The sequence below is a fragment of the Bacillus sp. FSL L8-0358 genome, assembly GCF_038593095.1.
GTDB lineage: Bacteria > Bacillota > Bacilli > Bacillales > Bacillaceae > Bacillus > Bacillus subtilis.
In genome coordinates this window covers 1,262,052-1,288,963 of record NZ_CP151962.1, presented here as the reverse complement: position 1 = coordinate 1,288,963, position 26,912 = coordinate 1,262,052, and the positions used below count along the sequence as shown (strand labels likewise).

Genomic DNA, 26,912 nt, shown 5'->3' with positions numbered 1-26,912 from the left:
AAGGTGATTATTGTAATGGAAGCAAACGATCAAACACATAACATACCAGCCATCTCCTTCAGATCAGTCAGAAAAAGCTATAAACAAGATGGACAAACCTATGATGTGCTGCAGGATGTCACCGGAGACATTCAACAGGGCGAAATCGTAGCCGTTTTAGGTCCTTCCGGCTCAGGCAAAAGCACCCTCCTTTCTATGTGTAATTTAATGAGAACGCCTGACAGCGGCGAAGTCAACATATACGGAAAGGAAGTCAGAGAATGGAATGTCAATGAGCTGAGGCGAACGGCAGCCCTCGCGTTTCAATCGGCTCCCGTGCTCGACGGGACAGTGCGTGACAATTTAAGTCTTGTACAAAGGCTGCATCAATCCCAGCTGTACTCTCCTGAAAAGCTGGCTTCTCTTGCAGGGCTGCCGCCAGAGTTGTTAGACAGAAGCGCCAGAGACTTATCGGGCGGGCAGCGGCAAAGACTGTCACTGGCCAGAACGCTCTCAAATCCTTCCTCCATTCTATTGTTGGACGAAATCACATCGGCCTTGGACCCGGTTTCTGCTCTTGAGATTGAAGAACTGATCAAACGTCAGCATCAAGAGAAAAAATGGACAGTCATGTGGGTCACTCATAATATGGAGCAGGCAAAACGAGTAGCCGATACCATTTGGTTTATGGCAGAAGGCCGGCTGCTTGAAATCGCTGAAACCGAAACATTTTTCTCCGCTCCGCAGCATGAAGCAGCGAAAGATTTTTTGAAGGGTGGGACTCGGTAATGGATTACCTTTCTCTCTCTTTAACGATGATCTTTGTTTTGATCGCCTTGTTTTTATCAAAATCCTTTAAAGCAGGTGTAGAAAAAGACATGATCATCGCCACCATCCGGGCCGCGGTGCAGCTGCTTATCATCGGTTATGTTTTGTCGCTGATTTTTCGCGGAGACCACCCTGTTTTTATCCTGCTGATGGTGCTGTTAATGCTCGCGGTGGCGGCGCAAAATGTCATCAAGCGAAAGAAAAATACAATCGGTTCGTTTTGGAGGGTGTTTGCCGCGTTAGCAATCGTAGAAATTGTGACACAGGGAATTCTGCTGTCTCTTCATATCATTCCGCTTACGGCACGATATGTCATTCCGATCAGCGGGATGGTCATCGGAAATTCGATGGTGCTCTCAAGTTTGTTTCTAAACCGGCTCAACTCAGAAGTCGGCGTTCGCAAAGAAGAAATTCAATTAATATTGTCACTTGGCGGCACACCGAAGCAATCCATACAGCGCATTCTTACCTCAGCGATGAAAATGAGTATGATCCCGACGCTCGAAAGCCAGAAAACACTGGGTCTTGTCCAGCTTCCCGGCATGATGACTGGCCAGATTCTAGCCGGCGCTGACCCGATTCAGGCAGTACGCTTTCAACTCTTAATCGTGTTTACAACGATGGCCTCAGCCGCGCTGACTTGTGTAATCTTAAGCGTGCTGACATACCCATCATTATTCACCGTTCATCAGCAGCTGAAGCAGAATGAATGACAGACAAAAGCCGCTTTCCAAGGGAAAAGCGGCTTTTTGTACTTGTTATTCCTTTTCTTCATAATACTTGGCCAGCTCAACAATCATCGCACCCATCCGCTCAATCTCTGGCGCAAGCAGTCTCGTAATGCCCTCTTCCCGCAGTGCTTCAGCAGTCACTTTTCCGACAGCAGCTGCGATGGCACGTTCTTCGAATACCTTCTTCACTTCATTGATATAACCTCGCCCCTTAGCAAAATCAAACAGGGAACGAACCTGAATGGCCGTTGTAAAACAAACGGCATCGATCTCACCGTTCATCAGCTCTCGGCATAACCGCTCCACCGTTTCCTCCTCCGGCGGGATGTGCTGATAAGGCAGAATCGGCAGGACAGACGCGCCTTTTTCTTCAAGAAATGCCATGAGAGCCGGCGCTTTTTCGCCATGAAGCTGTACCATGACTGTTTTTCCTGAAAAGTCGTGAGGCTCCAAAGAACGGATTAAGCCTCTTGTTGTCCCGTCTTCATCCGAAGCTTCCGGTGTGATCCCAAGCTTTTTCAGCGCAGACAGCGTTTTGTATCCCCTGCATGCCGCTTTCGCTTGGCGAATGGCCTGCAGAAACTCATCTTTCAGTCCAATTTTCTCTGCCATATCGACAAGAGTCTCCAACCCGATGCCTGTCGTGAAAATAACCCAGTCAGCTTTTTTTCCCTCCACAAACGTCCGCAAATCCGGCTCCACCTGCTTCTCTGCTAAGTAAACTGTACCTTGGAGAGGCCGGATGACAGGTATTCCGCCCTGTTTTTCAATGATTGTACTGATTTCTTCCGTTTTTCGTGAGCCACCGATTGCCACGCGTTTTCCAAGTAACCCTTTTCCCATACCCGTTTCCTCTCCTCTTTGCATAGGCTTTTTATGTATATAAGCTTAATAAAGCTATTTTGGCGCAAACCAAGGGAGAAATCAAGATAAACCAAAACCCCTAAAATCCATTGAATACGCCGGAAGCTTGCTGTAAGATAAACAGCAGACACGTCTTGTAACGGAGGTACGACATGGAAACAAAAAAAGAAGAATATGAAACAAAAGGCTACGATACATCGATCGTTTACGAATTCAATGAATATCCGGACGCCCGCAGCGGGCGCTGCGACAACTGTGATTACACACTGTTCAAAAGCTCTGTAAAAGGCGGAAAATTTCTTAGAGAATGCCGGAGATGCGGGATGAAAAAAAATATTTAAACAGAAAACCGAAATCAATTTGATTTCGGTTTTTATGTTTTTACTGCGGGACAGCGGATTTTTTCATAAACGCTTCAATCTCAGCTGCCGCACGCTCCGCTCCGCCAGCTTCTTTTACATCCTTTTGCATATTCTTGACGCGGCTGAGCAGCTCTTGAGCACTGGATACAGCCTGAACCGCTTCCTGTAGGCTGGAAACAGTCACTTCCTCTTTTGGCAAATAAACGCCAAGGCCTAATTCATCAACCCGATTTGCAGTGAGCTCTTGCTCATACATTTGCGGAATGACGACAAGCGGCACACCTGCGTTCATCGCTTCCATCGTACTGTTCATCCCGCCATGAGAGATGAACAAATCAGCTTTCTCTAACACCTCAAGCTGCGGCACACTTTGGCGAATGGTAAAGTTAGCAGGAATATCCTCCAAGCTTTCTGGATCAATCGTTTTCCCAACCGACATGATCACTTGCCATGAAGAATCCCGAAATGCCTTGATGCACATCTTGTAAAATTCCGGCCATGCGTTAAACGCCGTACCCAAAGAAATCAGCATAAGCGGGCGATCATCCTTGTCAATCAACAGGCTTTCTTTCTCCTTCCGGTCTCCGAGGGAGGGGCCGACAAAACAGAAACGGTCATCGAACGTCTCATGCTGAATCTGAAAAGACTTCGGCATAAAGACAATATTTAATGCTTCCGGCACAGCTAACTGTTCAAATGAAACAGCCGGCAACTTCTCTTGCTCCAAGTAGGCTTTAAATTCAGCCTCTGCTTCTCTTATTTTTTTCAGCATGTCTTCATTTCCTAACTGAAAGGATTCATTTTGGGCATATGACGAACAGAGCTTAATGACCGGAACATTAAGCTTTTCAGCAAACAATTTTCCAGCCAGCGCAACAAAATCATAGATGATCAGATCAGGCTGATCATCCTTATATAACTCCTCAAGCTGCGGCAGAATGCTGAGTGATTCTTTTAAAAGGCTGAGGGGCGCGTCATCCTTTTCCATCATCTCCCTGATTTGCTTAGGATCAATATTCAAGGATGTATGATAGATCAATGCCTCGCCACCGGCTTGCTGAACAGCGGGCGCAAACTCCTCAGTCGTCGCGTACGTGACACGATGCCCTTTCTCACAAAGCTTCTCTACTAAAGCAAGCGTAGGATTGACATGTCCGTACGCCGGGATATTGATCATTGAAATATGGTACTTTTTCATGAATCTCCAGTCTCCTTATCTATTACATTTTCACACGGAAGCTCTTTAATCCGTATATCACACTGTTTTCAATCGGAGTGATACTGACGCACTCCATATGAGGAAAAGCAGAAATCAAAGACGTTAACGCGATATTTGCTTCAAGACGGGCAAGCGGAGCCCCAAGGCAAAAATGGATGCCATGGCCAAACGCAATATGCGGGTTGGGATGGCGGCGGATATCAAACATGTGCGGTCTGTCAAACTTTGCTTCATCACGATTTGCCGATGCCACAAACGCCAAAACCATATCACCTTCTTTAATCAGGTGCCCCCCGATCTTCGTATCCCGCTTGGCAATGCGCCTCAAAACCGGGGCCGGCGCTCTGAAACGCAAGGCTTCCTCCACTGCCTGAGGCATCAGTTCAGGATGGCTGCGCAGTTCCTCGTAAACGCCTGGCGTTTCTAATATGCTGTACATCGCATTTGAAATCAGGTTTGTAGTGGTTTCATTTCCGGCCACCAGCAGCAGCGTGCAAAACGGAATCAGCTCTTCACCGGACAGCTTCTTGCCGGTTTCTTCCGCTTCCACTAAAATAGAAATAATATCCTGTGCCGGTTTGTTTCGCTTTTCTTCTATGATGCCGGCAAAAAACGCAGCCAGTTCTTCCTCACACTTATCTCGTTCTTCCAAAAAGGCTTTTTCAGCTTCTTCACTTTTATCCTTCGGTGTACTGACCAGAAGATCAGACCATGCTTTAAACTGATCCATATGCTTTGAAGGCACTCCCAGCAGCTCAGATATCACAATAACCGGAAGCGGGTATGAAAAATCGTGCACAAGGTCAAACTCACTACGCTCCTGAAATTTTTGAATCAGTTCATCTGTGATTTCTTGAATTCTCGGTTCCCATTGCTTCATCACACGCGGAGTGAAGGCTTTATTCACGACTGAACGGATTTTTGTATGCTTCGGCGGGTCCATGTTAATGATGGAATTTCCAATAGAGCTTGTCTGCTGCGGCATGTAACTGGAAAACAGCTCTTTATCCCCAACAACTTTTTTGACATCATCATAAAGAAAAACGCTCCACACTTGGTTTTCTTCATCAAAGGAAACAGGCGCATCCGCTCTCATCGATTCGTACCATGGAAATGGATGATACGCATCCTGTTTGTTTTTCCCATTGAGCAGCGCTCGCTGCAAGGCTTGCCGGCGGTTTAACACATTCATGTATGGTCACTCCCCTTGAAAGAATTCAGCAATTAATGTTCCACTTCACCTCCCGCTTTCGAAAAAGAGAGGGACTACCACAAATAATCAAATTGATAACAGCAGGCAGGCGATCACGATGTTCGATGCAGGCATCATATATTCCCCCTCGAATTTCGTTCATCTTACCATAATCTTTCAATTTTTTTCTATTCTGCACTGCTGTTTTGGCTCACAACGTGACCTTAGGCATAAGCACGCAAATCCAATATGGATTCAATTGCACCGCTCCGCTCAAAAAACGTCTCTGTTTTCAACCAAATGCACTAACTCCAAAAATGACTTTCCCATTATGTAAAATAAGCTGATTCTATGATTAAATAGAAGGTAAAAGGTGAAGGAGAGAACAACGTGGCAGCACAGACTGATTACAAAAAACAAGTTGTCGGCATCCTACTTTCACTTGCATTCGTACTGTTTGTGTTCTCTTTTTCTGAGAGACATGAAAAACCGCTTGTTGAGGGAAAAAAACAGGAAAACTGGCATACTGTCGTCGACAAAGCCTCTGTCAAAATTTACGGCAGCCGATTAGTTGAAGAAAACAAATTAAAGCAAAAACTCGGCCATAAACAAGCCGATTCTATTTTGACCCTTCTGAAACTCGCCAACGAAAAACACATTACATTATAAAAAAGAAAGAGCCCATAGGCTCTTTCTTTTTTAGTCAAATATCGTTTTCTTGTCCGGATGGCGCAAAAAGTCAAACAGCATGCTAAGCTGTGAGGATGTGTTTCGTTTAGGAGAAAGCGGCGGGAGGCTGTCTTCCGGAAAAAAAGCGGTATGATTCGTCTCGATCCCTGTTTCCCCCTGCCCGCCCGTCATGCTGCATGCGATGAAGATTTTATAATAGTGATAAGGCTGAGGGGGATGGGAGTGTTTATGGCTGTCTAGCACGGCCAGCAATCGAGACGGCTCTGTATCATACCCCGACTCTTCTTTGATTTCCTTGACGACGTTTTCACCTGGCGATAAACCAATCTCGCAAAAACCACCCGGCAGCGACCACAGCTCATCATGCTTCTCCCGGACAAGCAAAATCTGATTCTCTCGGAATACTGCGCCGCGCACATCCGCTTTCGGTGTCGGATAGCCGCTCTCCCCATTCCATAAATCAGTGATGACTTCAATGTCCTTCTCCGAGTAATCCGCCATCATTTCCGCGCTGAGCTTCATTAGCTCTTCGTACCTCTCCCTGTCGTACACATCCTTGGAAAAAGCAAGCCCCGCCTGTGCGATCGCCCGAATCCGCTGTGCCCGTTCCAGCCATTTGGTTTGCATAATCGATCACCTCACTACCATTTTATACCATAAGTCTTTAAAATAAAAAAAGCATGCTCCGATCTACCGGTGACATGCTCAAAAGATACCTTAATTCAATTTTACCAAATATGTAATATCCTCTGTTTCAAAATTTAAAAATGATGGATTATATGATAGAGTAAGGTTTTTTTCTCCTTTTGGAATCACAAAACTGACTGTGCCTGATACCTTTTTACCCGAGGCTAACTTCCCTGATTTTAGGCTTGTTTTCAGGTCAGCAGTAGATACAATGTTTGCTCTGATCGTTTGATCCTTGCTGTCTTTCAATTCAAAACCGCCACTCGTATAATTGAAAGGCTTGTCGCTTGTATTTTCGATCGTTACCTCAGCTATTAAAAATTCTTCCTTTTGATTTATTGTTTTTTCTTTATCTCCTATTTTCGCCTTATATTCACCTTGTTCTGCCGTCGTATATACTTTATTGACCGAGAAATTTGTGCTGGAAGCTTTAAAAGTTTCGCCTACTTTATGCACCTTTTCATCCGTTTTGGTTTCGTTTTTCCCCTCTGTTTTCTTTTCCGTTGCTGTTGCTTCTTTCTTTGCTGTCTTTTGCTCAGCTGACGCATCACTTGACTTGCTGCACGCAGAAAGCGCAAAGCCAATCGCTAGCACAAACAAAATGAATAATGCTTTTTTCATTGCTGTTCCTCCATCTAAAGTAATCGTTTTCTATTATAATCACGCTTTTCCTTTTCTTAACAGAGAACAAAGTAACAAATTACTCTATCATTTCCATTCTATTATAGGTCAGCCAATGATATAGATATCTATCCTCTACTGAAAAAATACTGGACGGGCCTATGCTGTCATATCATTTTTCCAAAATCAAAGCTACTTTGTCTTGTTTCTAAATTAGATCTTTCATCCCAGTTCCTAAGACTCACCTCACAAAAAAACCCGAGCTGGCTGAAGCCGCTCGGGTGGGAGGTCAATCTCGCTTATTCATTCCTCTTTTCTCTCGAGGTTCCTGATGATGTTTTTGGTGTTCCGGAGGCTGCGTCGTGCGTTCCAGCTCCTTTGTATCTTGTCCCATTCCTTTTAAAAAGGAAAAGAGCAGTGTAATTGATTTGTTGATTTCCGGGTCTTTTAGCGAGCGGATAATATCAAAATAACCTGTCTTTTCTTCGCTGTTTTTCTGCTCTACAGCGCTTGCCACACCCGCATTCACTTTCAAAATGAGAGGCTCCAGCTGCTTCACGTCCAGCATGCCGAGTGTCCCAAACAGAAGAAGCAGATTTTTCAGCGTATTGGCTGTTTCCTCTGTATCTGCCTTTTTCACCAGGATATCAAGAACTTTATCCCCTTGGCCAAAAAGGCCGCGGAGCAACGGCAGGACACCGCGCTCGTTCATATGGCCCAGCATATGCAATGTTTCGAGAATCGCTTCTTTGTGGTCAATTAGAGCATCTTCAATTTCCCGCAAATCACGCTTTCGCTGATCCTCCTCGGTTACCTCGATTTTTTGGATTCGTTTAATCGCTTTAGCCATTATGGCCCATCCCCCTTTTCACAGCGTCACCAGGGAAAATATAATCCTTCCGCGCCCATTTCTTTTGAACCTGCACACCGATTTGCGGCTGCGGATTGCCGTTGCGGTGGTTGATCTTAGGCATCGGGCTGATTCCGTCGTGCTTCAAAATTTCCATCTTGGCCGATGTTTCTTTGTAAGCAGGCGTATCGGTATCCTTATCGGCATGGCTGCCTGTTAACAGGTTGATCGCCGCTTCCCCTGAATCGTTCATTGGCAGATATACTTCCTTCCCTTTGACTCGATCAGTAATCAGGCACTTCACTTTGACATTTCCGAAAGGCGATGTGAGTCTGACGAGGGTTCCGTCCTGAATCCCTCGTTCTGCCGCAAGCTCAGGAGAAATTTCTAAGAACACTTCCGGTGTTTTCTCCGAAATCCCTTTTGATTTGTAAGTCAGATTCCCTTCGTGGAAATGCTCCAAGAGCCGCCCATTGTTGACATGGATATCATATTCCTCACCGAATTCCTCAGGCTCTGTCCACTGGACAGGGTAGAGAATGGCCTTGCCGTCAGGGAAAGGGAAGCGCTCTGTAAAGAGTAAAGGCGAATCCTTTCCATCAGCGTTTACAGGCCATTGCAGGGAATTATAGCCTTCAAGACGTTCATAGGTGACACCGGCATAAATCGGCGACAGCTTGGCTGCTTCCTCCATAATGTCTGCAGGATGCTCATAGTGCCAGCCGGCGCCAAGCTTATTGGCAACCTCCATAATAATCTGCCAATCCGGCTTTGATTCGCCCAGCGGTTCAAATACCTGATACAAACGCTGAATCCGGCGTTCTGTGTTTGTAAAGGTTCCTTCTTTTTCAAGGCTTGGGCTCGCAGGAAGAACCACATCAGCAAACTCCGCTGTACGTGAAAGGAAAATGTCCTGCACCACAAAGAAATCAAGCTTTTCATATGCGGCGTGTACATGATTGATGTTGGAATCCACCAGGCCCATTTCTTCACCTTTTACATACATCGCTTTCAGCTGTCCGGAATGGATTTTTTCAATCATTTCGTGGTTGGTCATACCCGGCTCCTTCGGCAGCGGCACGCCCCACGCCCGCTCGTATTTTTGGCGGACTTGTTCGTCCGTCACTTTTTCATAGCCCGGCATTCTGTCAGGCATGCTTCCGAAGTCACTTGCTCCCTGCACATTGTTATGGCCGCGCAATGGGTAAGAACCTGCTCCCGGTTTTCCGTAGTTTCCTGTCACAAGCAGCAGATTAGATATCGCCGTGCTCGTGTCGCTTCCTCCAATGTGCTGTGTCACGCCCATCGCCCACAATGCGCACACACTGTCAGCTTGCCCGATCATCTCTGCCATTTGGATAAGGGTTTCTCGATCAATCCCGGTTTTCTCCTCGGCATATTCAAGTGTGTACGGCGCGAGGCTTTTTACATATTCATCCCGTCCGTTCACTCTTTCTCTCAAAAATCGTTCATCGGCCTTGCCGTTTTCTATTAAATATTTGGCGATCGCATTCAGCCAGACGATATCCGATCCGGCACGCGGCTGGACAAATAAATCGGAGCGTTCTGCCATTTCGTGTTTTCTGATATCCACGACGATCACTTTCTGCCCTCTTAGCTTATGAGCCCGTTTAATGCGAGTGGATAAGACTGGATGCGACTCAGACGTGTTCGAACCGATAATCAAAACAAGGTCCGCTTGCGCGATATCTGTAATTGATCCTGAATCACCGCCATAGCCGACTGTCCGGAACAGGCCGGCAGTCGCAGGAGATTGGCAATAGCGAGAGCAGTTGTCCACATTATTTGTGCCAATGACCCCTCTGGCCAGCTTTTGCATAAGATAGGATTCTTCATTTGTACATTTAGAAGATGTAATAAAAGCGAGAGAATCCGGGCCAAACGCCTCTTTTAATTCCGTGAACTTGCTGGCGATCAGCGATAACGCCTCCTCCCACTCTGCTTCACGGAAATGGTCACCTTCACGGATCAGCGGCTTTGTCAGGCGTTCTTCGCTGTTAACGAAATCCCAGCCGAACTTGCCTTTCACACAAGTAGAAATGCCGTTGGCTGGCGCTTCCTCCTGCGGCTCTACTTTCAGAATGTCTCTGCCCTTTGTCCAGACATCAAAGCTGCAGCCGACGCCGCAATACGTGCAGACGGTTTTCGTTTTTTTGATTCGTTCATCACGCATGGCGGATTCCATATCAGAAATGGCGAGAATCGAGCCGTAGCCTGTCTCTACGCCTTTCGTGATCTCGATCATCGGTCGCAGCGTTTCGTTATTGATGCCTGTTAAATATCCGGCTTCCCCTTCCATTCCTTTTTCCATCATCGCGTTGCACGGACAGACCGTTGAACAATGGCCGCATGACACACATGACGACTCATTGATCGGCACGTCGTTATCCCAAATGACGCGCGGGCGTTCCCGCTCCCAGTCAATGGTCAGCGTTTCAGTTACCTGAACGTCCTGGCATGCTTCAACACAGCGCCCGCACAAAATACATTGATCTGGATCATACCGATAAAACGGATGGGATTCATCCTTATGGTATGGCTTGTGATCAAACGGAATGCTTTGGTGATTGATTTTCATTTCCTTCACCGTATTATGTATTTCGCATCCCCCATTGTTGTAATCGCAAACTGTACAATAAAGCTCATGATTATATAAAATCTTGTCCATCCCGATGACTTGCGCTTTTTTCACGTCAGGCGAGAGCGTATCAATGATATCCCCATCCTTTAATTCAGCGGAGCACGACCTCTTCAGCTCACCATTGATGCTGACGATGCACGTATCACATGTTTCAATCGGCCCTAAGCTTGGATGATAGCAAACTTGCGGCACTTCAATCGAGCTGTTATTCAAAAGCTGCAGCACCGTCTGTTCCTCGGACGCTTCCATTTCAACGCCGTTTATTGTGATTGTTTTCTTGCCAGCCATCTCCATTCCCCTTTCTTGCTTTATATACCGAATTACCTATTTCAGTTCCCTTACAACAACTCAATAAAACATACAAAGCGCACTCACATGTTTTATTGCACAAACACAGGGAAACGGAATGGTAGATCAATAAGGAGGGATCAACATGAAAAAGACAATGTCTGCTATTACCGCGGCGGCAGCAATAACAAGCTGTTTTACAGGCTTTGGGGCTGCGTCCTTTTCAGCACCGGCAAAGGCCGCAGCTCAAACAAACACGCTCTCCGAAAACACGAATCAATCAGCCGCCGAGCTTGTCAAAAACCTCTATAACACCGCCTATAAAGGGGAAATGCCTCAGCAGGCGCAAGGCCTTACCATTAACAAAAGCACAAAAGGCGATGTCCATGCTGCGTTTGGGGAACCGGAAAGACCAGTCGGGGGAGACAATCGATTTGATTTATATCACTGGAATATGGGACAGCCGGGCTACGGATTTGCCTATCATAAAGACATGACAATTTCAGAAATCCGCTACTTTGGAACCGGGGTGGAACGGCAGCAGAATTTAGGCGGAGTTACGCCGGAAGTGCTGCAGAAGCAATTAGGACCAGCAAATCGGGTGTTAACCGTCCCGTTTACCGATGAAATCGATTATGTATATGATACAGGCCGCTATGAACTCCATTTTGTAATAGGCACGGATCAGACAGCCGACCATGTAAACCTAAAAGCAAAATAAACACCCTACGCGGCTATTCAGCCGCTTTTTTTAGTGGACAAATAAAAGCTATATTCCTTACAATACAGGGAGATGAAACAGAGACGGGGTATCAATTCGCAATGAAGCGAAATCGTTGGATATATGTAGTTTTCACCATACTGATCATTGGGCTGGGGCTTGGATCCAGAGCATTCTCCAGTGTTCTTCCTGATACCCTCAATACTTATCTGGGAGACTCGTTGTGGGCCGCCATGATCTTTACGGGATGCGGATTTCTATTTCGGAAGCTGAAGACAATGATAACGGGCATTATCAGTCTTTCTTTCTGTTTTGTCATTGAATTCAGCCAGCTCTATCATGCCGAATGGATTGACCAGATTAGGGATACTTCTCTTGGCGGACTTGTACTGGGGTACGGTTTTTTATGGAGCGATATCGAAGCATATACAATCGGAATTGCCGCCTGTGCCGCCATAGAACTGCTGGTTTTGGGAATCAAAAAGCGCCGCTGTATGTGACGCTTTTTTCATGTAGAAAACAGCCTGCATTGAGAAAGAATGGTCTTCGCATCCAAACGTGTGGCCTCGCTTATCGTGATATGATGTTGATTCATAAATGACTGAACGGCATGATATCCAACCGCATAACCTGCAAAAGCCGATAAACCTGCAGGCTTAAAGCCTTGGTCGTTAGCAATTGGATCACCAAACATATAACGGCTGACTTCCGAAAATCCTTTCACATCCAGCACCTCATTAATCACATCAATGGAATATTGCAAATCCTCATGATCAAAACGAGTTACCCAAGGGCCCAATCGTTCCGTACCAAACAGCTCTCTGGCGAATGAATCCGCCAATCCTTCAATCACAAGATAATCCCCGACACTTACAGAGCCATGATGAAAATCTATATACGAAAACCGCACATTATGATGAAACTCATGAGCAATAATTGAAGGAATCCTTGGCAGGTTATAACGGTTCGGATCAATCCATACATGAACAAAGTCCGGTATCCCGCCAAACCCGCAGTAGCCTTTTTGCAGCTGAAGTTTATTTGGATCAGCGATATAAAGGCCGAATTTGATCTCCTCTGCATTCACCCGCAGCTGTTCGCGCTCAGCAAAAAATATGCATTGCAAAAGTGCAGATTCAGCTGTCTCTGAAACATATGATTCTTTCAGTATTTGCAGTGCTTTCTGGCCGCTTTCAGCATCACGGACATCCAAATAGCCCAGCATTTTCGCAGCCATGATCACATCATAGCCGTTTGGCTCCTTCGCTTTCAGCGGAACTTGGATGGCGGTCCACATCCTTTCAAACGGCCTCATCATCGTATACCGAAATTCATCTTCTCTTTTCTGTTCTTCCATTGAAAACAGCTTTTCGTATTGCTCAAAGGTCTTTTCCATTACAAGATTCATCCTGATTCCCTCCTTGTCAAAAACATACGATATGCCGCAGCGTAAGGGTCAACAGCGAAAATTAAGCCATTTTTCACTGTAAAATGATACAAAGCCGCCGATAGGTAAGGCATAGGAGGTGGAACGATGGATATTCCTGCTTTATCAGTTGCGATGCATCAAGCATCCCTTGCCCAGAATGTTAATATCGCTTTAACGAAAAAAATGCTGGACACCGCCCAGCAAAATGCCGATCAAACCTTAAAGATGATTCAGCATCCGACTCTCGGACAAACTATTGATGTAAAAGCTTAACCTCACACCAAAGGCGGCCAATAACTCCATCCTCCCGGCCGCCTTTATTGTTCACAAAAAAGCATGCATGTTTTGATTGTTCCTCCGTATGATTTATTGTTTGCCATATTAAGGAGGTCATAAAGGATATGAAAAGACTGTTTACGAAGGCTTTATTGATGTTATTCGCAGTAGTATTTGTTTTTGCCGTCAAAGGAGTACCCGCCAATGCGGAAACCCATGCCTACGATGGAAAAAGCCCTTATTACAATGATTGTGCGTCCAGCGGCTCTACAAAAAAATCCTCAAACTTAGTGAATGCCAGCAATCAAGTCATCGGAGTAGTCGAGCTTAAATTCAGCAGTACATGTAAAACGGCTTGGGCAAAAATCACGATGAATAATACATTGACGTCTGGCTTTGAAGCAAATGCGGAGATTACCCGGAACACGGACGGAAAGAGATATAATTGTGATTCTGCAGGCGGCAATGGAAAAGCGGTGGCCGGCCAAAAGTCTTGCTATACACCGATGGTATATGATTTAGATCCAAGGACTTCTTACGCTTTCGGCAAGTATTCAGGACCAAACTTAAATGTTTGGGCCACCACAGGCTCTTATTAAATAGAAAAAAGGCTGTCCGTACGGACAGCCTTTTTTAATTTATTTCGATTCTCTTTGTTTTTTAACCTCTTCAAGCTGAGAAACTGTCACCAATTGATAGCCTTGATCGGTGAGCTTTTTCATAATTTCATCGGCCGCATCAGCAGAGGTGTGGTAAATATCGTGAATCAAAATGGTTCTTCCATCTCTCGCCTGATTCATGACACGGTCAACAATTGTTTTTTTGTTACGGTCTTTCCAATCTTCCGGGTCAACATCCCATAACGCAACATCCATTTTCATTTGACTCCGCAGTTCATCATTAATGCCGCCGTATGGGGGTCTTACAAGCGTCGGACGGTATCCGCTTATTTTTTCAATGATGTCTTGCGTATCATTGATCTGCTTTAACGCTTCTTTCACTGAAAGCCTTGTGAGAAGCGGATGGCTCCATGAATGGTTCCCCACCTCATTTCCTTCTTTCAGCATTCTTATTAGCGTTTCCGGATAATATTGAACCCTGCTCCCCAAAACAAAAAACGTGGCATGACCCTTATATTTCTTCAAGGAGTCTAGAATCTGATTTGTTGTCGCAGGATTCGGGCCGTCGTCGAAAGTAAGCGCAATGACTTTTTGATTTGGATCAACCGTTTCCTCTTTGGGTAAAGAAATCACTTCATGCTTCGGCTTTTGTTCTTTGATTTTATTTTTATTTTTTGCTTTATCAATATATTGTTCTTTCAGAATGTCTTTTAAAAGACTTTTTTTAATGGCAATCGATTGCTCTCCAAGATAGCCTGCTGCAACCTGATATGTGTCAAAGTAAAGTTCGATATAATCCTCCTTGATGGCAAAGCGGCTGAAATTTTCTTTTTTCGGAGCCGTCCCTTCCTTTAACAGTGCATCGTCCGCTGCAATGTCCTTATTCTTTTTCAGCTCATGATAAGCGATTAACGAAAGCTTATGTAAGTAGTCAGCGTCCTCTTTGAAAATATCATCAATGGAAAGAAACGCTTGTTTACTAAAATCATAGTTAAACGTTTTTTTCACGGTTTGCCCGTGTGCCCCGCCGATGTATTTATATTCATTAAATACAATCGCCACTGTCTGTTTGGCATAATGGACAATTTTATAATCAACATTTAATTCGTTGCGTTTTGTCGTATGCTCTTGGTCAACGTCTTTTGTTTCCTTTTGAAATTGACGAACCTCTTTTTCTGCGAATCTTTTTAATGCCGAATCCATTTTTTCATTTTTGAAAACGGGATAGTTAACCGCGTAATTAAAAGTTTTCCCGTCATTCACAAGCGTTGCGATCTCAACATTCCCATATTGAGAATCAGTTCTTACTTTATTCATGACCGTTTCTTTTTTCAATGAATGATTATGGAAAAAGCCGATAAGGCCCACCACACATACAACTGCTATTAATACATGAAACCATTTGATTCTTTTTGCTAACAACAAAAACTCCTTCTTTCGTAGCCATTTCGATTTACTCTTCATCAGTTGGAACTGTATCTATTTAGAAATGTTCTTGTAACATTGTAGTAACATTTATTTCACATTTGTAATACTATGAGATTTAGAAGTTCATGTCAATCCTTTTTAAGGAATTTCATCATAAAAAAAACCGAGTTTCATGAATGTACATACACCCAACTTAAGCATCAGGAATATGGTAAAAGGAATAAAAAAAGCTAGGGAGGTTTTCCTCTTGGATTACCCTTTGAATGAACAGCCATTTGAACAAATTACCCCTTATGATGAAAGACAGCCTTATTATTATCCGCGTCCGAGACGGCCATTTTATCCGCCTTATTATTATCCGTTCTACCCGTTTTATCCGCGCCCGCCTTATTACTACCCGCGCCCGCGACCGCCTTACTACCCTTGGTACGGTTACGGCGGCGGTTATGGCGGAGGATATGGCGGAGGTTACGGTTACTAGTCGCCGCATATCAAAATGGGGGCAGTCCAGCTCCCCATTTTTTTATTTTAAAAATGACAATATCATGACAAATATAGGAAATAATTGTGATTCCGTCCCCCTCTTGTTACGATAACAAAAGCATGCAGTTTTAGGGGGAGGCGTCTATTTTTGGAGAATACAAGAGATTCTGCAGCCATATCTGAAACAAAATACATAAAAGCTTCGAACCGGGTAACCATTTACGATTTTATCAAACTTGCAAAACCCGGCATTATCATATCAAACTCGATAGCAGCCTTCGGCGGATTTTGGATCGCGTTTGCAAGCGCAGAAAAAACGTTAACCGGAATGGCTTTTTTGATGACAATGGTGACAGCAATGTTGGGAACCGCGTTTGTGATGGCTTCCGGCACTGTCTATAACAACTATTTTGATCGGCATATGGACGCAAAAATGGCACGCACTCGCAGCAGGGCCTCGGTCACAGGGAAAATGCCGCCAGCCATGATCTTAACATATGGCTCTGTTTTAGGAATCGCAGGTCTTGCCATGCTTTATTCCCTCAATCCATTAACGGCCTTTCTCGGACTGGCCGCCTTTATTTTTTATGCGATCATCTATACGGTATGGGTGAAACGAACGTCTGTGTGGAGCACATTTGTCGGGAGCTTTCCAGGTGCTGCGCCGCCATTGATGGGGTATTGTGCCGTAACCGGTGACCTCAGTATGACAGCAGTGCTGTTGTACACGATTATGTTTCTGTGGCAGCCGCCGCATTTTTGGGCGATTGGGATAAGACGCAAAGAGGAATATCGTGCCGCTGGCGTTCCGCTCTTGCCAGTAGTCAAAGGCAACCATGTAACAAAAATAAAAATGATGCAATATATTGCCGTCCTGGTGCCGGTCACGCTATTATTTCCTTTCTCTCTCGGCACCGGCCATATAAGCCCATTTTATTTCTTAGCCGCCTTGGTTCTCGGAGGCATATGGATCAAAAAAAGCATCAAAGGATTCAAAACAGACGATGACGTGAAGTGGGCAAAGGATATGTTTGTCTACTCGCTTATTTATTTTTGCTTGCTGTTCTTCATCATGATGATCGATTCATTTATGATGTTTCTGATCAGATGATGCAAAAAGAGCCACACATTAATGTGACTCTTTTTTATTTGAAAAAACAGCATCTAATAGAAATGTCACGGCAAAAAACACAGCCATGCAAATCAAAAATCGTATAATCTCACTCAAAATCCAGCTATCAGCTATGCGCATACCATCAGTTTCTCGAAGGGTTGCGCATATTGAAAAAATCATGAGTATGTTTTTTAGGGTTTCTTTATTCATAAAATACCATCGCTTTCTCGATAGGATGACTTAAAGGCAATGAGATAAGTCATAAAGATATAAAATGTGTCGCATCGTTGCATGTTTTGATTGAAAGAAATCATTGTTTTTTTGCCAGCCAATTGTAAAGCTCAGGCAAACAGATGAAAACCGTTTCTGTGAAAAAGCAGATCTAATCGAATGCTTCTATACTCTCTCCACAAATAAAAAATGCTAAGAAATACATTTGTTTCTCTAATCTATAAACCCGCATTCTTTTTCCATCATCAGGTATTATAAGCCAAAAACAAACAAAAAAATAGACTTGCGTTTGAGTTGCATGAAAGTGAAATTGCAAGAATAACCCATACGGTGATAATATATTGTTTGATTTTCCCATATTCATAGATCTGGAGGTCATACAAAAGTGAAGGGAATATTTTTAGTTGTTCAGCTTGGATTTTCTATTATGGTATTTCTGTTTTTAGCTGCTGTTAATTGGTATCAAGGAAGCGAGCTTGTTTCAGATCGATTTGATTGGAACTATACTGCTAAACTCTCAAAACTGCTAAATGGAATTGATGCCGTCAGCAGCCCCAAACAAATTTCACAGCTTGATTTTTTCATCTACTCCGCTAAACATTACCCTGTTATGAGTGCGTTAATGATCATCTCCTTCTTATATGTTCTGGCCGCTCTTTTTTTACTTATATACTCAGTCAAATGCAATAAGCAAGAGATTCATTTGGACTGCTGACCCGGTGACATTCGTTTTATAGCCCCTTAACTCTTTCCAGATGCATACAGGCAGCTGGCATAAATGTATTTGTTTTAGTGAGGGAAATATACTTTCGGCTCTTAACCTAGGTTTTCGGAACTTCTTGCTCCATTTTACGTATACCTTATTAGGAGGGATTAAACGATGAAAGAATATGAATTCGTAAGAGTTGAGCTGAGTACGATGAGAAGAAGACCTAAAGAAGACTACCAGCAAATCATCCATGATTATGCAAAAAGAGGCTGGAGATTTGTTCAGATTTTCGCTCCCAGTATAGATGGGTATGGGGCAGCTGCTTATTTTGAAATCATATTTGAAAGAGATGCAGAAAAAGCTTAATCGATATGACTAAGCTTTTTCGTTTCCCCTATATCTGCATCTATACAATTTCTGCAAATGCGGCATCACATGATTTGGCTAAATCTTGTGGCGCCAACTTTAGCTGCATACCGATTTTCCCTGCACTGACAATGATAAAATCAAGCGTTTCTGCAGATGCATCAATATAGGTCGGGAACAATTTTTTCATGCCAATTGGCGAGCAGCCGCCGCGAAGATAGCCAGTTACCGCTAATAGCTCCTTCATTGCAATCATTTCTATTTTCTTTTCCCCTGTCACCTTTGCTGCCTTTTTTACATCTAACTCTTCTGCAACGGGTACAACAAAGACATAATAATGATTTGTTCCTGCTGCTGCCACCAACGTTTTATATACAAATTTCAAAGGATAACCGATTTTTTCCGCAACAGAGATGCCATCTACAGGCTGGCCGTCTGTTTTATACCCTAATAACTCATAAGAGATGTTCTGCTGTTCTATCAGACGAACCGCATTTGTTTTTGCTATTTTTTTCGCCATCGTTTTCACCCACTATCAAAATGATGTATGTCTAACTTCTTGCAGTAATATGTAAATTCTATCATCCTAACCTGCATTTTCAAGGTTACTAGCATTGAATCAACGAAAGGACAAATTGATTACCTTGGACGCCTATAGCCCATTATTAGTCTACATGGAACAAAACAGGAATGAACAAATAACTCCCACATACAATTTGTATGAATGGAAAATAAAGGAGTGGTTGCTTTGTATCATTACTTTTATGGCCCTGCGTTAATTCCTTACTTTTCACATACTCATAACCCTCAAAGAAGTCCAGACTTTTCAGAAAGACAGCGAAGAAGAGAAATCACATTGACTGTAGATGGCTTTGTCCCCCCATCTTCCACCGAAGATCTTGGAGACGGCTTTTATTCTTACGCATGGACGAACCAACAGGTCATCAATCCAGGTGAATACTTAGTTTGTCATCTTGAAGGAAGAGATATCAACGTGATAAATGGCGGGTTCACTCCGCGCGATACTGCTCCATTGTATGCGGTAGCAAGCTTTCCAAGACGAAGAAACCAATGGGTCATTATCATTCATAATCCTGTGCAAACCCAAAGAGCCATATCGCTTTATTTGATTGCGAAAAGGTAGCACAACATGTTATCAGAAACCCTGCATTCAGGAACAGAAAAAAAACGGGTAGGGACACATTAACATCGGCATTTTCCTACCCGTTTTTGGTCTGGGCAAACTCTTACCTGTCATCTTTCAATTCCCCTCAATTTCTTCATCTTTCTCTACTGCCAAGGTATCAGAGGAAATTGTTATATGTTATCATTATTCCCAGTAAAAAAGAAAAGAGGATTAGATATATGGTTCTCCTTGAAACGAATCGATTACGATTAAAAACGATTGATATTCCCCTTCTTGACGCCGCGTCTAAACAAGATCATCAGGCTATCAAAAACTTAGGTTATGAAACAAATGGTGAATGGCCAAATTCTGATTTTTTTGAAGCGATACCTTATTTCCGCGAGATTTTAGTCAAAAACAATGGAACAAAAGGATTTGATTCATGGATTATTGTAAAGAAGGACAGTCATGAAATTGTTGGGGGAACTGGATTTTTAGGTGAACCAGACGAAAATGGCATGATTGAAATCGGTTTTGCAACAAATAAAAGTCATCGCCGCAAAGGTTATTGTGTGGAAGCCGCCCAAAAACTAATAAACTGGGCATTAAGCCAAGAAACAGTAAACCGGATCACCGCAAGATGCGAACATGATAATCTAGGCTCACAAAAAACCTTGGAGAAGTTAGGGTTTATATTGGATCATAAATCAGCGGATTATAAACATTGGATATATGTTACAAAGTAGAGTTCTTAATTACAAAAGCAGGCACTGCGCCTGCTTTTGTTTGGATTATTTACCTCTGTGCTTCTTTTTCGCTTTTTGCTTTTTGAGCATATACCTTTGCTCTTTTACATGTTCTCGTTGTTCTTTCATTATTTGTTTTTTCTTTTGCTTTCTTGCTTCAAGCTCTAGCTTTATCGCCTCTTGAGCTTTAGAAGCTACTCCGGCGTTTTTCAACTCTTTTGAAACCTGGCGCTGCAATCTTTTTGGATTGATCTTTTTTTGACGTCTGCCTTGTAAACTCACTCCTTCCTGCTCAGCTTGGGCCATCATATTCAAAAGTTGGTTATGAACAAACTCTAATACTTCAGAATCCCTCGGCTCTTTGCCAAAAAGATGACGAAAGGCTCTTAGCTTTCCATTGTTCACAACTTCAACAACGCCTACCCAAAACTGACCATCGTAGTAAATCGTTAATTTCATAACGATTCCCTCCTCATAAAAGATATTAAAGAATGATGGACATCCCGAGGAGGGGAAGGTTACTGACATTCTCAATCATGCATCCGGACTACCAACCGAATCGTGTTTTTTCATTCTTTACCATATACAGAAAAGAGTGTAACATTTCTTCTCCAACTATTAAACTCTTATTTTATTTAGATCATTGCTGGAGAATAGGAGTGTTCACTCGCAAATTTATTTCTCAAGCCCTGCTATGTTACAGATGGGAGACGATACATTCTGCATATCCTTCGAGTTTAAATTCTCCAAGACCGTGAGGCAGCAACATATGATCTCCTTTTTTGAAAGGATAGACATACTCACCAGAGATCATACGGCCCTCCCCTTCAATCACACTGATAAGAAGGAATGGTTTTTGCTGCTTTAAGCTTGCTGATCCTGATAAGTTCCATTTCCCCACCGAAAAGTAAGCGCATTCAACTAATGTCGTTGTAAGCAAATCCTCAATTTGTTCATGGTGAACCGTTTGCCGCTCTGGAATAGATGGGACCTCTATCACTTCGATGCTCTTTTTCAGATGAAGCTCGCGCAGCTTGCCTTCTGCATCTTTTCGGTCATAATCATATAATCTGTAGGTTGTGTCTGAGTTCTGCTGCGTCTCTAAAGCAAGAATACCTTTTCCAATCGCATGAACAGTACCGCTTGGCACATAGAAAAAATCCCCCGGCTTTACCTTTACACGGCGCAAGAGCTCATCCCATTCTCCACGCTCTATCATGGTAGTTAGTTCTTCCTTTGTTGTTGCATTGTGGCCATAAATAATCTCGGCATCTTTTTGGCAGTCAATAATGTACCAGCATTCTGTTTTTCCAAGCTCACCGTTTTCATGTATGTTGGCATATTCATCATTCGGATGCACCTGAACAGATAAGTCCTGGTCAGCATCTAATATTTTTGTAAGCAGAGGGAAACGGTCCCCTTCAAGCTGTCCGAATAAATGTCTGTGATGTTCCCATAATTCGCTGAGCGTGAACCCCTTATACATTCCGTTTTGAACAACGCTTTGACCATTTTGATGCGCGGCAAAAGCCCAGCACTCTCCTGTTCGTTGTGACGGAATGGTATAGCCAAAATCAGCTAAAGCGGTCCCGCCCCAAATTCTTTCTTTGAAAACAGGCTTGAAAAATAACGGTTCAGTCGTCATGAAAATCCCCCGCTTTATTCGATTTCTTCCAGCAGCTTGTAGGCTTCTTCTGTTGTTTGCACGGAAAGCAGCCGCTTCCTATAATTGTCATCCATTAGCTTTCGAGATAGCATCTGCAGTATTTTGAGATGCTGGTTTCCCCCGCTCTCTTTCGGTACAGCAATCATAAAGATTAATTTAGCTTCTGATTCATCCAGGCTATTCCAATCAACGCCTGATCGTTTGATCCCAAAGGCAACACTCGGCTCCCTGACCGCCTCAGACTTTCCGTGCGGAATTGCGATATTCATGCCGATCGCCGTTGTTCCCTGTTGTTCACGATTCAAAATGGCTTGTTTAAACCCGCTCTCTGAAAGCAGCGCACCTCTTCGGGACAATTTCTGAATCAATTCATCTATGATGTCATCCCTCGTTTCCCCCGATAAATTTGGTTCAATTAATTCCGGGCTGATAATATCTGTCAGTTTTTTGATTTCCGACATCTCAGCTTTTTGGCTTTGATTTGGCTGCTTTATTTCATTTGCTGCCGCAGCTTCACTTGGCGCGGAGGGCGGTGCAGTTTCACTGAGCACAGGAGACGCCGTAATATCCTTTTTTAGTACATTGACGAACAGAGCAGTGACAAGAGATCCTGCAATCACAGCAATAAAAAACATCAAGACATGATCAACTGCGCCAAGCACTGCAACGATAGGTCCGCCGTGCGCCACTCTGTCTCCCACATTGCCAATCATGGCTATCACAGAACCTGTCATAGAACCTGCCATAATACTTGGAATGACTCGAAGAGGATCCTGCGCCGCAAATGGAATCGCTCCTTCAGTAATGCCGAAGAGTCCCATCGTAAATGCTGCTTTCCCCATTTCTCTTTGAGATGCCTCGAATTTTCTTTTTCCTAAAAACGTCGCAATGCCAAGACCAATCGGCGGGATGCAAATGGCGACAGCAATTGGTCCCATAATTTCATAATTTCCTTCTCCAATCATTGCCGATCCAAACAGAAACGCCACCTTATTTACGGGACCGCCCATATCAAATGAGATCATTGCCCCTAAAATCAATGCCAGAAGGATCGAGCTCGACCCTTTCATCCCCGCCAGCCAAACTGTTAAAGAGGCGAAAATTTGAGCTACAGGCGCGCCGATCAAAAACACAAACGCTAAACCTACAATCAGTGATGCAAACACCGGAATAATAATAATCGGCATAATCGGCTGGATGGCTTTTGGAACTTTTAATTTTTTGATCCCGAGTGCAGCGTATCCGGCCAAAAACCCGGCAATAATCCCCCCGAGAAATCCGGCGCCGCTTGCGCTGTCATAAAAACTTCCAGTCGCCGCAATATATCCGCCGATCATCCCTGGCACAAGCCCCGGTTTATCAGCGATGCTATAGGCGATATAGCCGGCTAAAATCGGAATCATAAATGAAAATGAAGCACTGCCGATCTGTTCAATCGTTTTCCAGAAGGAATCATCCGGAATAACTAAGCCTTTAGGTGTTTTCTCCCCTCCAAGCGTTAATGCAACCGCTATCAATAATCCGCCGACAACAATGAAAGGAACCATAAATGAAACGCCGTTCATTAAATGACGGTAAATTGGATTTTGTTTCTTCTCCTGATGATTGACGGATTCCGATTTTAAAGCGGAACGATAAACCGGTATATCCCCGTTAAGAGCTTTTTGAATCAATTCTTCCGGTTTGCGGATGCCGTCCTGTACCCCCACAGACAGCAGTTTTTTGCCTATAAACCGGTCTTTGTTTACCGAGCGGTCTGCAGCAATAATGATTGCATCCGCTTCGCGAATTTCCTCTTCGGTTAGCTTATTTTCGACACCAATTCCCCCCTGGGTCTCAACTTTGATGCTAACGCCCAGTCTGTCAGCAGCTTTTTGCAGATTTTCCGCTGCCATATACGTATGGGCGATTCCATTCGGACAAGATGTAATCGCTAACAGTTTCATAGGAAACCTCCTTTAAAGTGTGAATAATAAGATCTTGTCTCAACTGTATACCGAAATCAACTCATTAAAATCGCTTTTTTTACCATAGGCTTCCGGTAATAAAGGCATTTTTCCCTATAACAAAAAAAGCAAGGAATAATCCCTGCTTTTAATAATCCAAATGAGATAAAAATGTCATGACATTGGCTTCTTTCGTCAGCTTCTGGACGAAGGCCGGCTGCTCGCTAAGATATGAAAGCTCGCTAAACAGCTGCTTTGTCATGGTTTGATCCTCGTGTTTGACAGCCAGCATAAAAACGAGCGAAACTTTTTCATTTCCCCATTCAAGCGGCTCCTTTAATGTGGCAATCGCGATTGCTGATTGTTTAATAAATTTAGCGTTTGCATGAGGAATGGCAATGCCTGACCCAATATTTGTCGCCGACATTTTTTCCCTCATCACCGCATGAACCGCATAGTCCTTATCAACATAGCCTTTCTCACACAAAGCTGTCGCCAGCTGTTCGATTAACTTGTAGCGATGCTCCGCCTCCTGCTGCAAAAAAACCAAAAAAGGAGTCGTATTGTTCAGCATCTGAAACGTTTTTTGTTTTTGGCGGTGCGATTCGCCCAGATGACGTATAAACGCACTTAATTTCTTCTCTTCGCCAGGCTCTAAAAGCGGAGACACAACAATATGGGGAACCGTTATATTCTCCAGCGCAATGGTGGATATGACAAGATCAATATCCTCATGCTTTTTGATATAATCCTTTAAATCGGCCTTTGCAATACAGGCCATTACAGCGATTTGATGACATTTCCGTTCAATTTTTGTCCGCAGCAATTGTGACATCCCAATCCCCATGTGGCAGACGATAATCGCCTTTTTATGTGTCTCGCTGTTGCACTGCATCCGTTCGATCGCTGCCTGAAAATGCAATGTCAAATATGCTGCCTCTTCCTCAGGAATATGAAGATCAAATGTTTGATTGATATCTTCCAAAACATCAATGATGAGGTGGAACAAATAAGGGTACATCTTTTTGATGTCATTGAGCATAGGATTTGCTACAGAAAGATCGTAGCTCAGCCGTTGTAGCACAGTATTGAGATGAATGTTCAAACCATTGATCAAATCCTGATCCTTATGAAAATCCATCATTTTCAGCTCTGAAACACGATTGATTAAATGCCCTACAACCTTAGGAAGCACAGCATTTTCAAGGTTCTCTTCTGTCTGCAATGGATAACGAACTTTACCGCCCAATATATGTAATGTTAAGTACACGGCTTCTTCTTCAGGGAAGCGGATTGCAAAAACCGGTTCAAGCCGCTGTAAACAAGCAAATGTCCATTGATATTCTTTCCTCTTTCTTACTGCCGCCATTTCTTTTGGGGACAATGAAATCGGCTGCTTCATTTTGATGCGGCGGACCATTAACAATGTATGCAGCAGCAAGCTTTCAAACGTTTCGTCTGTGAAATAGAGGGCATGCTTTTTTTGTAGTGATTTGATTTCTTTCGTCACAAAGTCTACTTCATAATGTAAAAACTTACTTTTAATAAATTGGCTGGTAAACTCTGTATTGTGAATCAAATCAGATATTCTTGCCAATGCCTTTCTTTTATTTCTTTCGTTCCCTTCAACCTTTAATCCAAGCCGCTGCCTAGAAACCAGTGTGAGATCAAAACGCTTCAGCCACTCTTCTACTGCGTATAAATCCTTTTTTATGGAAGATCGATTGACAAAATGCCGAGCAGCAATGTCTTTTGCGGAAACAGGCTTCGGATTCATTAATAAGTCATAAGCAATGTGCAGCATTCTTTCTTCATCGCTCCGCTGCCTAGAAGAAAAATGTTCAGTATGTAATTGTTGGCTTAGCCAGGTCCTTTCCTGTTCTTCTATATGTAAATAAACGCCCAACCCTGGTTTTCGAATAAGCTGTGCATGAGAATGCTCATTGAGATAATCCTCGATCACTTTCAAATCATTCCGGATTGTTTTTTCAGAACACTGTACCCTATCTGCGAAATCTTGCACAACTAAATAGTCATCAGGTTCAGATAACAACAGATACAAAATCTCTTTTTGTCTTGTATTTATGTATTCCATCTGTTTTTCTATCCTTCCTGTCAGTATCTACTTGAGCAAATTGATAGTATAAGTATACTATATAAGAAACCGTTTACATTATAAAATAAAATCATAGAGACAAAAGTTTCGTTTTTTACCGAAGCTTCCGGAAAAAAGCGATTTTTATATTCTTTGAGTTTGCTATGTAATGTATTTTTTATCGTTATTCAGCAGAAATTCATAAAAATACTCCAATTCTTCACCTATTTAGAACGAGGATTTTCTAATGTATGAGTACGAAAATAAGAACATGATGAAGAAAAGTGATTTGGTATCTTCGGGGATAAAGTGCAGGTAACAAAATTTCCACACGCTCAACAAACTAATAACCATCAAATGTGTGCTATTAACATTTTAAGGATGGCCATTCTCTCTCAGCAATTTTCAATCATAAATACAAACTCTGTGCAGAGCACACAATAGTCTTAGCTCAAATCAATTGATCGTTCACATATTATTAACATTTATTTACAAGGAAAATAATTACTTTTATTGAATTGTTATAGTGCAAGACAAAAAACTTTAAAGGAGTGTTTCAAAATGAATTTCAAAAAAACTGTTGTTTCTGCTTTATCGATTTCTGCGTTAGCTCTGTCGGTCAGCGGGGTAGCTTCAGCTCATGAAATAAACTCCACACCTACTGAAGTAAAGAACATTTCTATTTCACCTACACATGTTATCAAGATTCAAGACTATAATTTACCTCTAAAAGTTGGAGAAACCTATTCTGTTAAAAATAATTCAGCTACTCGTTATTGGACTGATAACCAAAAAGTTGCTGAAGTCGATCAAAATGGTTTAGTGACGGCTAAATCAAAAGGGAAAGCCACGATTACTTTGTTTAAAGGTACTGCAGTATTCGGAAAAGTATATGTAACGGTTTATTAATCTCTTATCCGCCAGATTTTCTGGATGTAAAACACGCATGAATAAAATAAGGTCCCCCTCTAAAAAGAGAAGGG

Annotated in this window: 29 protein-coding genes; 15 read left to right on the top strand and 14 right to left on the bottom strand. The window is 43.1% G+C overall.

The window, feature by feature from the left end; genetic code table 11:
* The first annotated feature begins 15 nt into the window (after nucleotides 1–15).
* Together NYE49_RS06705 and fetB are read left to right on the top strand one after the other, a co-directional pair.
* Nucleotides 16–768, top strand: coding sequence for an ATP-binding cassette domain-containing protein (locus tag NYE49_RS06705; RefSeq protein WP_047182467.1), 753 nt, complete (start codon nucleotides 16–18; stop codon nucleotides 766–768).
* Nucleotides 768–1,520 carry an iron export ABC transporter permease subunit FetB gene (gene fetB, locus NYE49_RS06700; protein WP_003232776.1) on the top strand — a complete coding sequence of 251 codons (753 nt, stop codon included), beginning with the start codon at nucleotides 768–770 and terminating at the stop codon, nucleotides 1,518–1,520. Before NYE49_RS06705 ends, fetB begins: the two co-directional genes overlap by 1 nt.
* 45 nt (nucleotides 1,521–1,565) lie before the next feature.
* Here the strand turns inward: fetB and NYE49_RS06695 are convergent, their stop codons facing one another.
* Nucleotides 1,566–2,381: a uroporphyrinogen-III synthase gene (locus NYE49_RS06695; RefSeq protein ID WP_047182466.1), complete on the bottom strand. Its 816-nt coding sequence runs from the start codon at nucleotides 2,379–2,381 to the stop codon at nucleotides 1,566–1,568.
* Nucleotides 2,382–2,554: 173 nt separating this feature from the next.
* On the opposite strand from NYE49_RS06695, the gene NYE49_RS06690 reads away from it, so the two are divergent.
* The gene (locus tag NYE49_RS06690; RefSeq protein WP_003232781.1) at nucleotides 2,555–2,743 is read left to right on the top strand and encodes a hypothetical protein; all 189 of its coding nucleotides are present in this window, start codon (nucleotides 2,555–2,557) and stop codon (nucleotides 2,741–2,743) included.
* A 40-nt stretch (nucleotides 2,744–2,783) separates the two neighbouring features.
* Here the strand turns inward: NYE49_RS06690 and NYE49_RS06685 are convergent, their stop codons facing one another.
* Nucleotides 2,784–3,962: a glycosyltransferase gene (locus tag NYE49_RS06685; RefSeq protein ID WP_015383402.1), complete on the bottom strand. Its 1,179-nt coding sequence runs from the start codon at nucleotides 3,960–3,962 to the stop codon at nucleotides 2,784–2,786.
* 22 nt (nucleotides 3,963–3,984) lie between these two features.
* Nucleotides 3,985–5,175: a monooxygenase YjiB gene (gene yjiB, locus NYE49_RS06680; RefSeq protein WP_015383401.1), complete on the bottom strand. Its 1,191-nt coding sequence runs from the start codon at nucleotides 5,173–5,175 to the stop codon at nucleotides 3,985–3,987.
* A gap of 390 nt (nucleotides 5,176–5,565) precedes the next feature.
* On the opposite strand from yjiB, the gene NYE49_RS06675 reads away from it, so the two are divergent.
* Entirely contained in the window at nucleotides 5,566–5,844 is a 279-nt protein-coding gene (locus NYE49_RS06675; protein WP_003232791.1) for a hypothetical protein, read from the top strand.
* Nucleotides 5,845–5,874: 30 nt separating this feature from the next.
* Here the strand turns inward: NYE49_RS06675 and NYE49_RS06670 are convergent, their stop codons facing one another.
* From NYE49_RS06670 to fdhF, 4 genes are all read right to left on the bottom strand, one after another.
* Nucleotides 5,875–6,492, bottom strand: a complete 618-nt coding sequence (locus tag NYE49_RS06670) for an NUDIX hydrolase (protein WP_174616625.1) — start codon at nucleotides 6,490–6,492, stop codon at nucleotides 5,875–5,877.
* A gap of 90 nt (nucleotides 6,493–6,582) precedes the next feature.
* The gene (locus NYE49_RS06665) at nucleotides 6,583–7,173 is read right to left on the bottom strand and encodes a DUF4352 domain-containing protein (protein ID WP_047182464.1); all 591 of its coding nucleotides are present in this window, start codon (nucleotides 7,171–7,173) and stop codon (nucleotides 6,583–6,585) included.
* A 289-nt stretch (nucleotides 7,174–7,462) separates the two neighbouring features.
* Entirely contained in the window at nucleotides 7,463–8,023 is a 561-nt protein-coding gene (locus NYE49_RS06660) for a DUF1641 domain-containing protein (protein ID WP_003232799.1), read from the bottom strand.
* A complete protein-coding gene (gene fdhF, locus NYE49_RS06655; protein ID WP_015483108.1) occupies nucleotides 8,016–10,973 on the bottom strand; it encodes a formate dehydrogenase subunit alpha in 2,958 nt (985 codons plus the stop codon). Before fdhF ends, NYE49_RS06660 begins: the two co-directional genes overlap by 8 nt.
* Nucleotides 10,974–11,118: 145 nt before the next feature.
* Here fdhF and NYE49_RS06650 point away from each other — a divergent pair, with 145 nt between their 5' ends.
* Together NYE49_RS06650 and NYE49_RS06645 are read left to right on the top strand one after the other, a co-directional pair.
* Nucleotides 11,119–11,694 carry a YjgB family protein gene (locus NYE49_RS06650; RefSeq protein ID WP_015383397.1) on the top strand — a complete coding sequence of 192 codons (576 nt, stop codon included), beginning with the start codon at nucleotides 11,119–11,121 and terminating at the stop codon, nucleotides 11,692–11,694.
* Between the two features lie 101 nt (nucleotides 11,695–11,795).
* Nucleotides 11,796–12,194 (top strand): DUF2809 domain-containing protein, encoded by a 399-nt coding sequence (locus NYE49_RS06645; protein ID WP_041517813.1) that lies wholly within the window; start codon nucleotides 11,796–11,798, stop codon nucleotides 12,192–12,194.
* 8 nt (nucleotides 12,195–12,202) lie between these two features.
* On the opposite strand, the gene NYE49_RS06640 is transcribed toward NYE49_RS06645, so the two are convergent.
* Nucleotides 12,203–13,102, bottom strand: coding sequence for a DUF2268 domain-containing protein (locus NYE49_RS06640; RefSeq protein ID WP_015483107.1), 900 nt, complete (start codon nucleotides 13,100–13,102; stop codon nucleotides 12,203–12,205).
* Nucleotides 13,103–13,228: 126 nt separating this feature from the next.
* On the opposite strand from NYE49_RS06640, the gene NYE49_RS06635 reads away from it, so the two are divergent.
* Both NYE49_RS06635 and NYE49_RS06630 read left to right on the top strand, forming a co-directional pair.
* Nucleotides 13,229–13,396, top strand: a complete 168-nt coding sequence (locus tag NYE49_RS06635; protein ID WP_014476499.1) for a YjfB family protein — start codon at nucleotides 13,229–13,231, stop codon at nucleotides 13,394–13,396.
* Nucleotides 13,397–13,524: 128 nt separating this feature from the next.
* Entirely contained in the window at nucleotides 13,525–13,998 is a 474-nt protein-coding gene (locus NYE49_RS06630; RefSeq protein WP_015383395.1) for a YjfA family protein, read from the top strand.
* A 39-nt stretch (nucleotides 13,999–14,037) separates the two neighbouring features.
* Here NYE49_RS06630 and pdaC read toward each other — a convergent pair whose 3' ends face one another.
* Nucleotides 14,038–15,441, bottom strand: a complete 1,404-nt coding sequence (gene pdaC, locus NYE49_RS06625; RefSeq protein WP_047182461.1) for a peptidoglycan-N-acetylmuramic acid deacetylase PdaC — start codon at nucleotides 15,439–15,441, stop codon at nucleotides 14,038–14,040.
* 253 nt (nucleotides 15,442–15,694) lie between these two features.
* Here pdaC and cotT point away from each other — a divergent pair, with 253 nt between their 5' ends.
* The 4 genes from cotT to NYE49_RS06605 all read left to right on the top strand — a co-directional run bounded on the left by cotT (nucleotide 15,695) and on the right by NYE49_RS06605 (nucleotide 18,350).
* Nucleotides 15,695–15,928: a spore coat protein CotT gene (gene cotT, locus NYE49_RS06620; protein WP_014479515.1), complete on the top strand. Its 234-nt coding sequence runs from the start codon at nucleotides 15,695–15,697 to the stop codon at nucleotides 15,926–15,928.
* Nucleotides 15,929–16,039: 111 nt separating this feature from the next.
* Nucleotides 16,040–17,041 (top strand): heme o synthase, encoded by a 1,002-nt coding sequence (cyoE, locus tag NYE49_RS06615; protein ID WP_174616633.1) that lies wholly within the window; start codon nucleotides 16,040–16,042, stop codon nucleotides 17,039–17,041.
* A 619-nt stretch (nucleotides 17,042–17,660) separates the two neighbouring features.
* Nucleotides 17,661–17,990, top strand: a complete 330-nt coding sequence (locus NYE49_RS06610; protein WP_003232822.1) for a YjdJ family protein — start codon at nucleotides 17,661–17,663, stop codon at nucleotides 17,988–17,990.
* 165 nt (nucleotides 17,991–18,155) lie between these two features.
* Nucleotides 18,156–18,350: a DUF4177 domain-containing protein gene (locus NYE49_RS06605; protein ID WP_003232825.1), complete on the top strand. Its 195-nt coding sequence runs from the start codon at nucleotides 18,156–18,158 to the stop codon at nucleotides 18,348–18,350.
* Between the two features lie 40 nt (nucleotides 18,351–18,390).
* Here NYE49_RS06605 and ybaK read toward each other — a convergent pair whose 3' ends face one another.
* Nucleotides 18,391–18,870 carry a Cys-tRNA(Pro) deacylase gene (ybaK, locus tag NYE49_RS06600; protein ID WP_015483105.1) on the bottom strand — a complete coding sequence of 160 codons (480 nt, stop codon included), beginning with the start codon at nucleotides 18,868–18,870 and terminating at the stop codon, nucleotides 18,391–18,393.
* A 228-nt stretch (nucleotides 18,871–19,098) separates the two neighbouring features.
* Between ybaK and NYE49_RS06595 the strand changes: the two genes are divergently transcribed.
* Together NYE49_RS06595 and NYE49_RS06590 are read left to right on the top strand one after the other, a co-directional pair.
* On the top strand, nucleotides 19,099–19,494 hold the full coding sequence (locus tag NYE49_RS06595; RefSeq protein WP_009967031.1) for a hypothetical protein: 396 nt from the start codon (nucleotides 19,099–19,101) through the stop codon (nucleotides 19,492–19,494).
* A 221-nt stretch (nucleotides 19,495–19,715) separates the two neighbouring features.
* On the top strand, nucleotides 19,716–20,222 hold the full coding sequence (locus NYE49_RS06590; RefSeq protein ID WP_047182460.1) for a GNAT family N-acetyltransferase: 507 nt from the start codon (nucleotides 19,716–19,718) through the stop codon (nucleotides 20,220–20,222).
* A gap of 45 nt (nucleotides 20,223–20,267) precedes the next feature.
* On the opposite strand, the gene NYE49_RS06585 is transcribed toward NYE49_RS06590, so the two are convergent.
* The 4 genes from NYE49_RS06585 to manR form a co-directional block, all read right to left on the bottom strand.
* Entirely contained in the window at nucleotides 20,268–20,750 is a 483-nt protein-coding gene (locus tag NYE49_RS06585) for a YjdF family protein (RefSeq protein WP_080030658.1), read from the bottom strand.
* Nucleotides 20,751–20,919: 169 nt separating this feature from the next.
* On the bottom strand, nucleotides 20,920–21,867 hold the full coding sequence (gene manA / locus NYE49_RS06580; RefSeq protein WP_015383390.1) for a mannose-6-phosphate isomerase, class I: 948 nt from the start codon (nucleotides 21,865–21,867) through the stop codon (nucleotides 20,920–20,922).
* A 14-nt stretch (nucleotides 21,868–21,881) separates the two neighbouring features.
* Nucleotides 21,882–23,834 carry a PTS mannose transporter subunit IIABC gene (manP, locus tag NYE49_RS06575; protein WP_015383389.1) on the bottom strand — a complete coding sequence of 651 codons (1,953 nt, stop codon included), beginning with the start codon at nucleotides 23,832–23,834 and terminating at the stop codon, nucleotides 21,882–21,884.
* A 148-nt stretch (nucleotides 23,835–23,982) separates the two neighbouring features.
* Entirely contained in the window at nucleotides 23,983–25,929 is a 1,947-nt protein-coding gene (gene manR, locus NYE49_RS06570) for a mannose transport/utilization transcriptional regulator ManR (protein WP_047182458.1), read from the bottom strand.
* A 561-nt stretch (nucleotides 25,930–26,490) separates the two neighbouring features.
* Between manR and NYE49_RS06565 the strand changes: the two genes are divergently transcribed.
* On the top strand, nucleotides 26,491–26,838 hold the full coding sequence (locus tag NYE49_RS06565) for an Ig-like domain-containing protein (RefSeq protein ID WP_003232839.1): 348 nt from the start codon (nucleotides 26,491–26,493) through the stop codon (nucleotides 26,836–26,838).
* Nucleotides 26,839–26,912 lie beyond the last annotated feature (74 nt).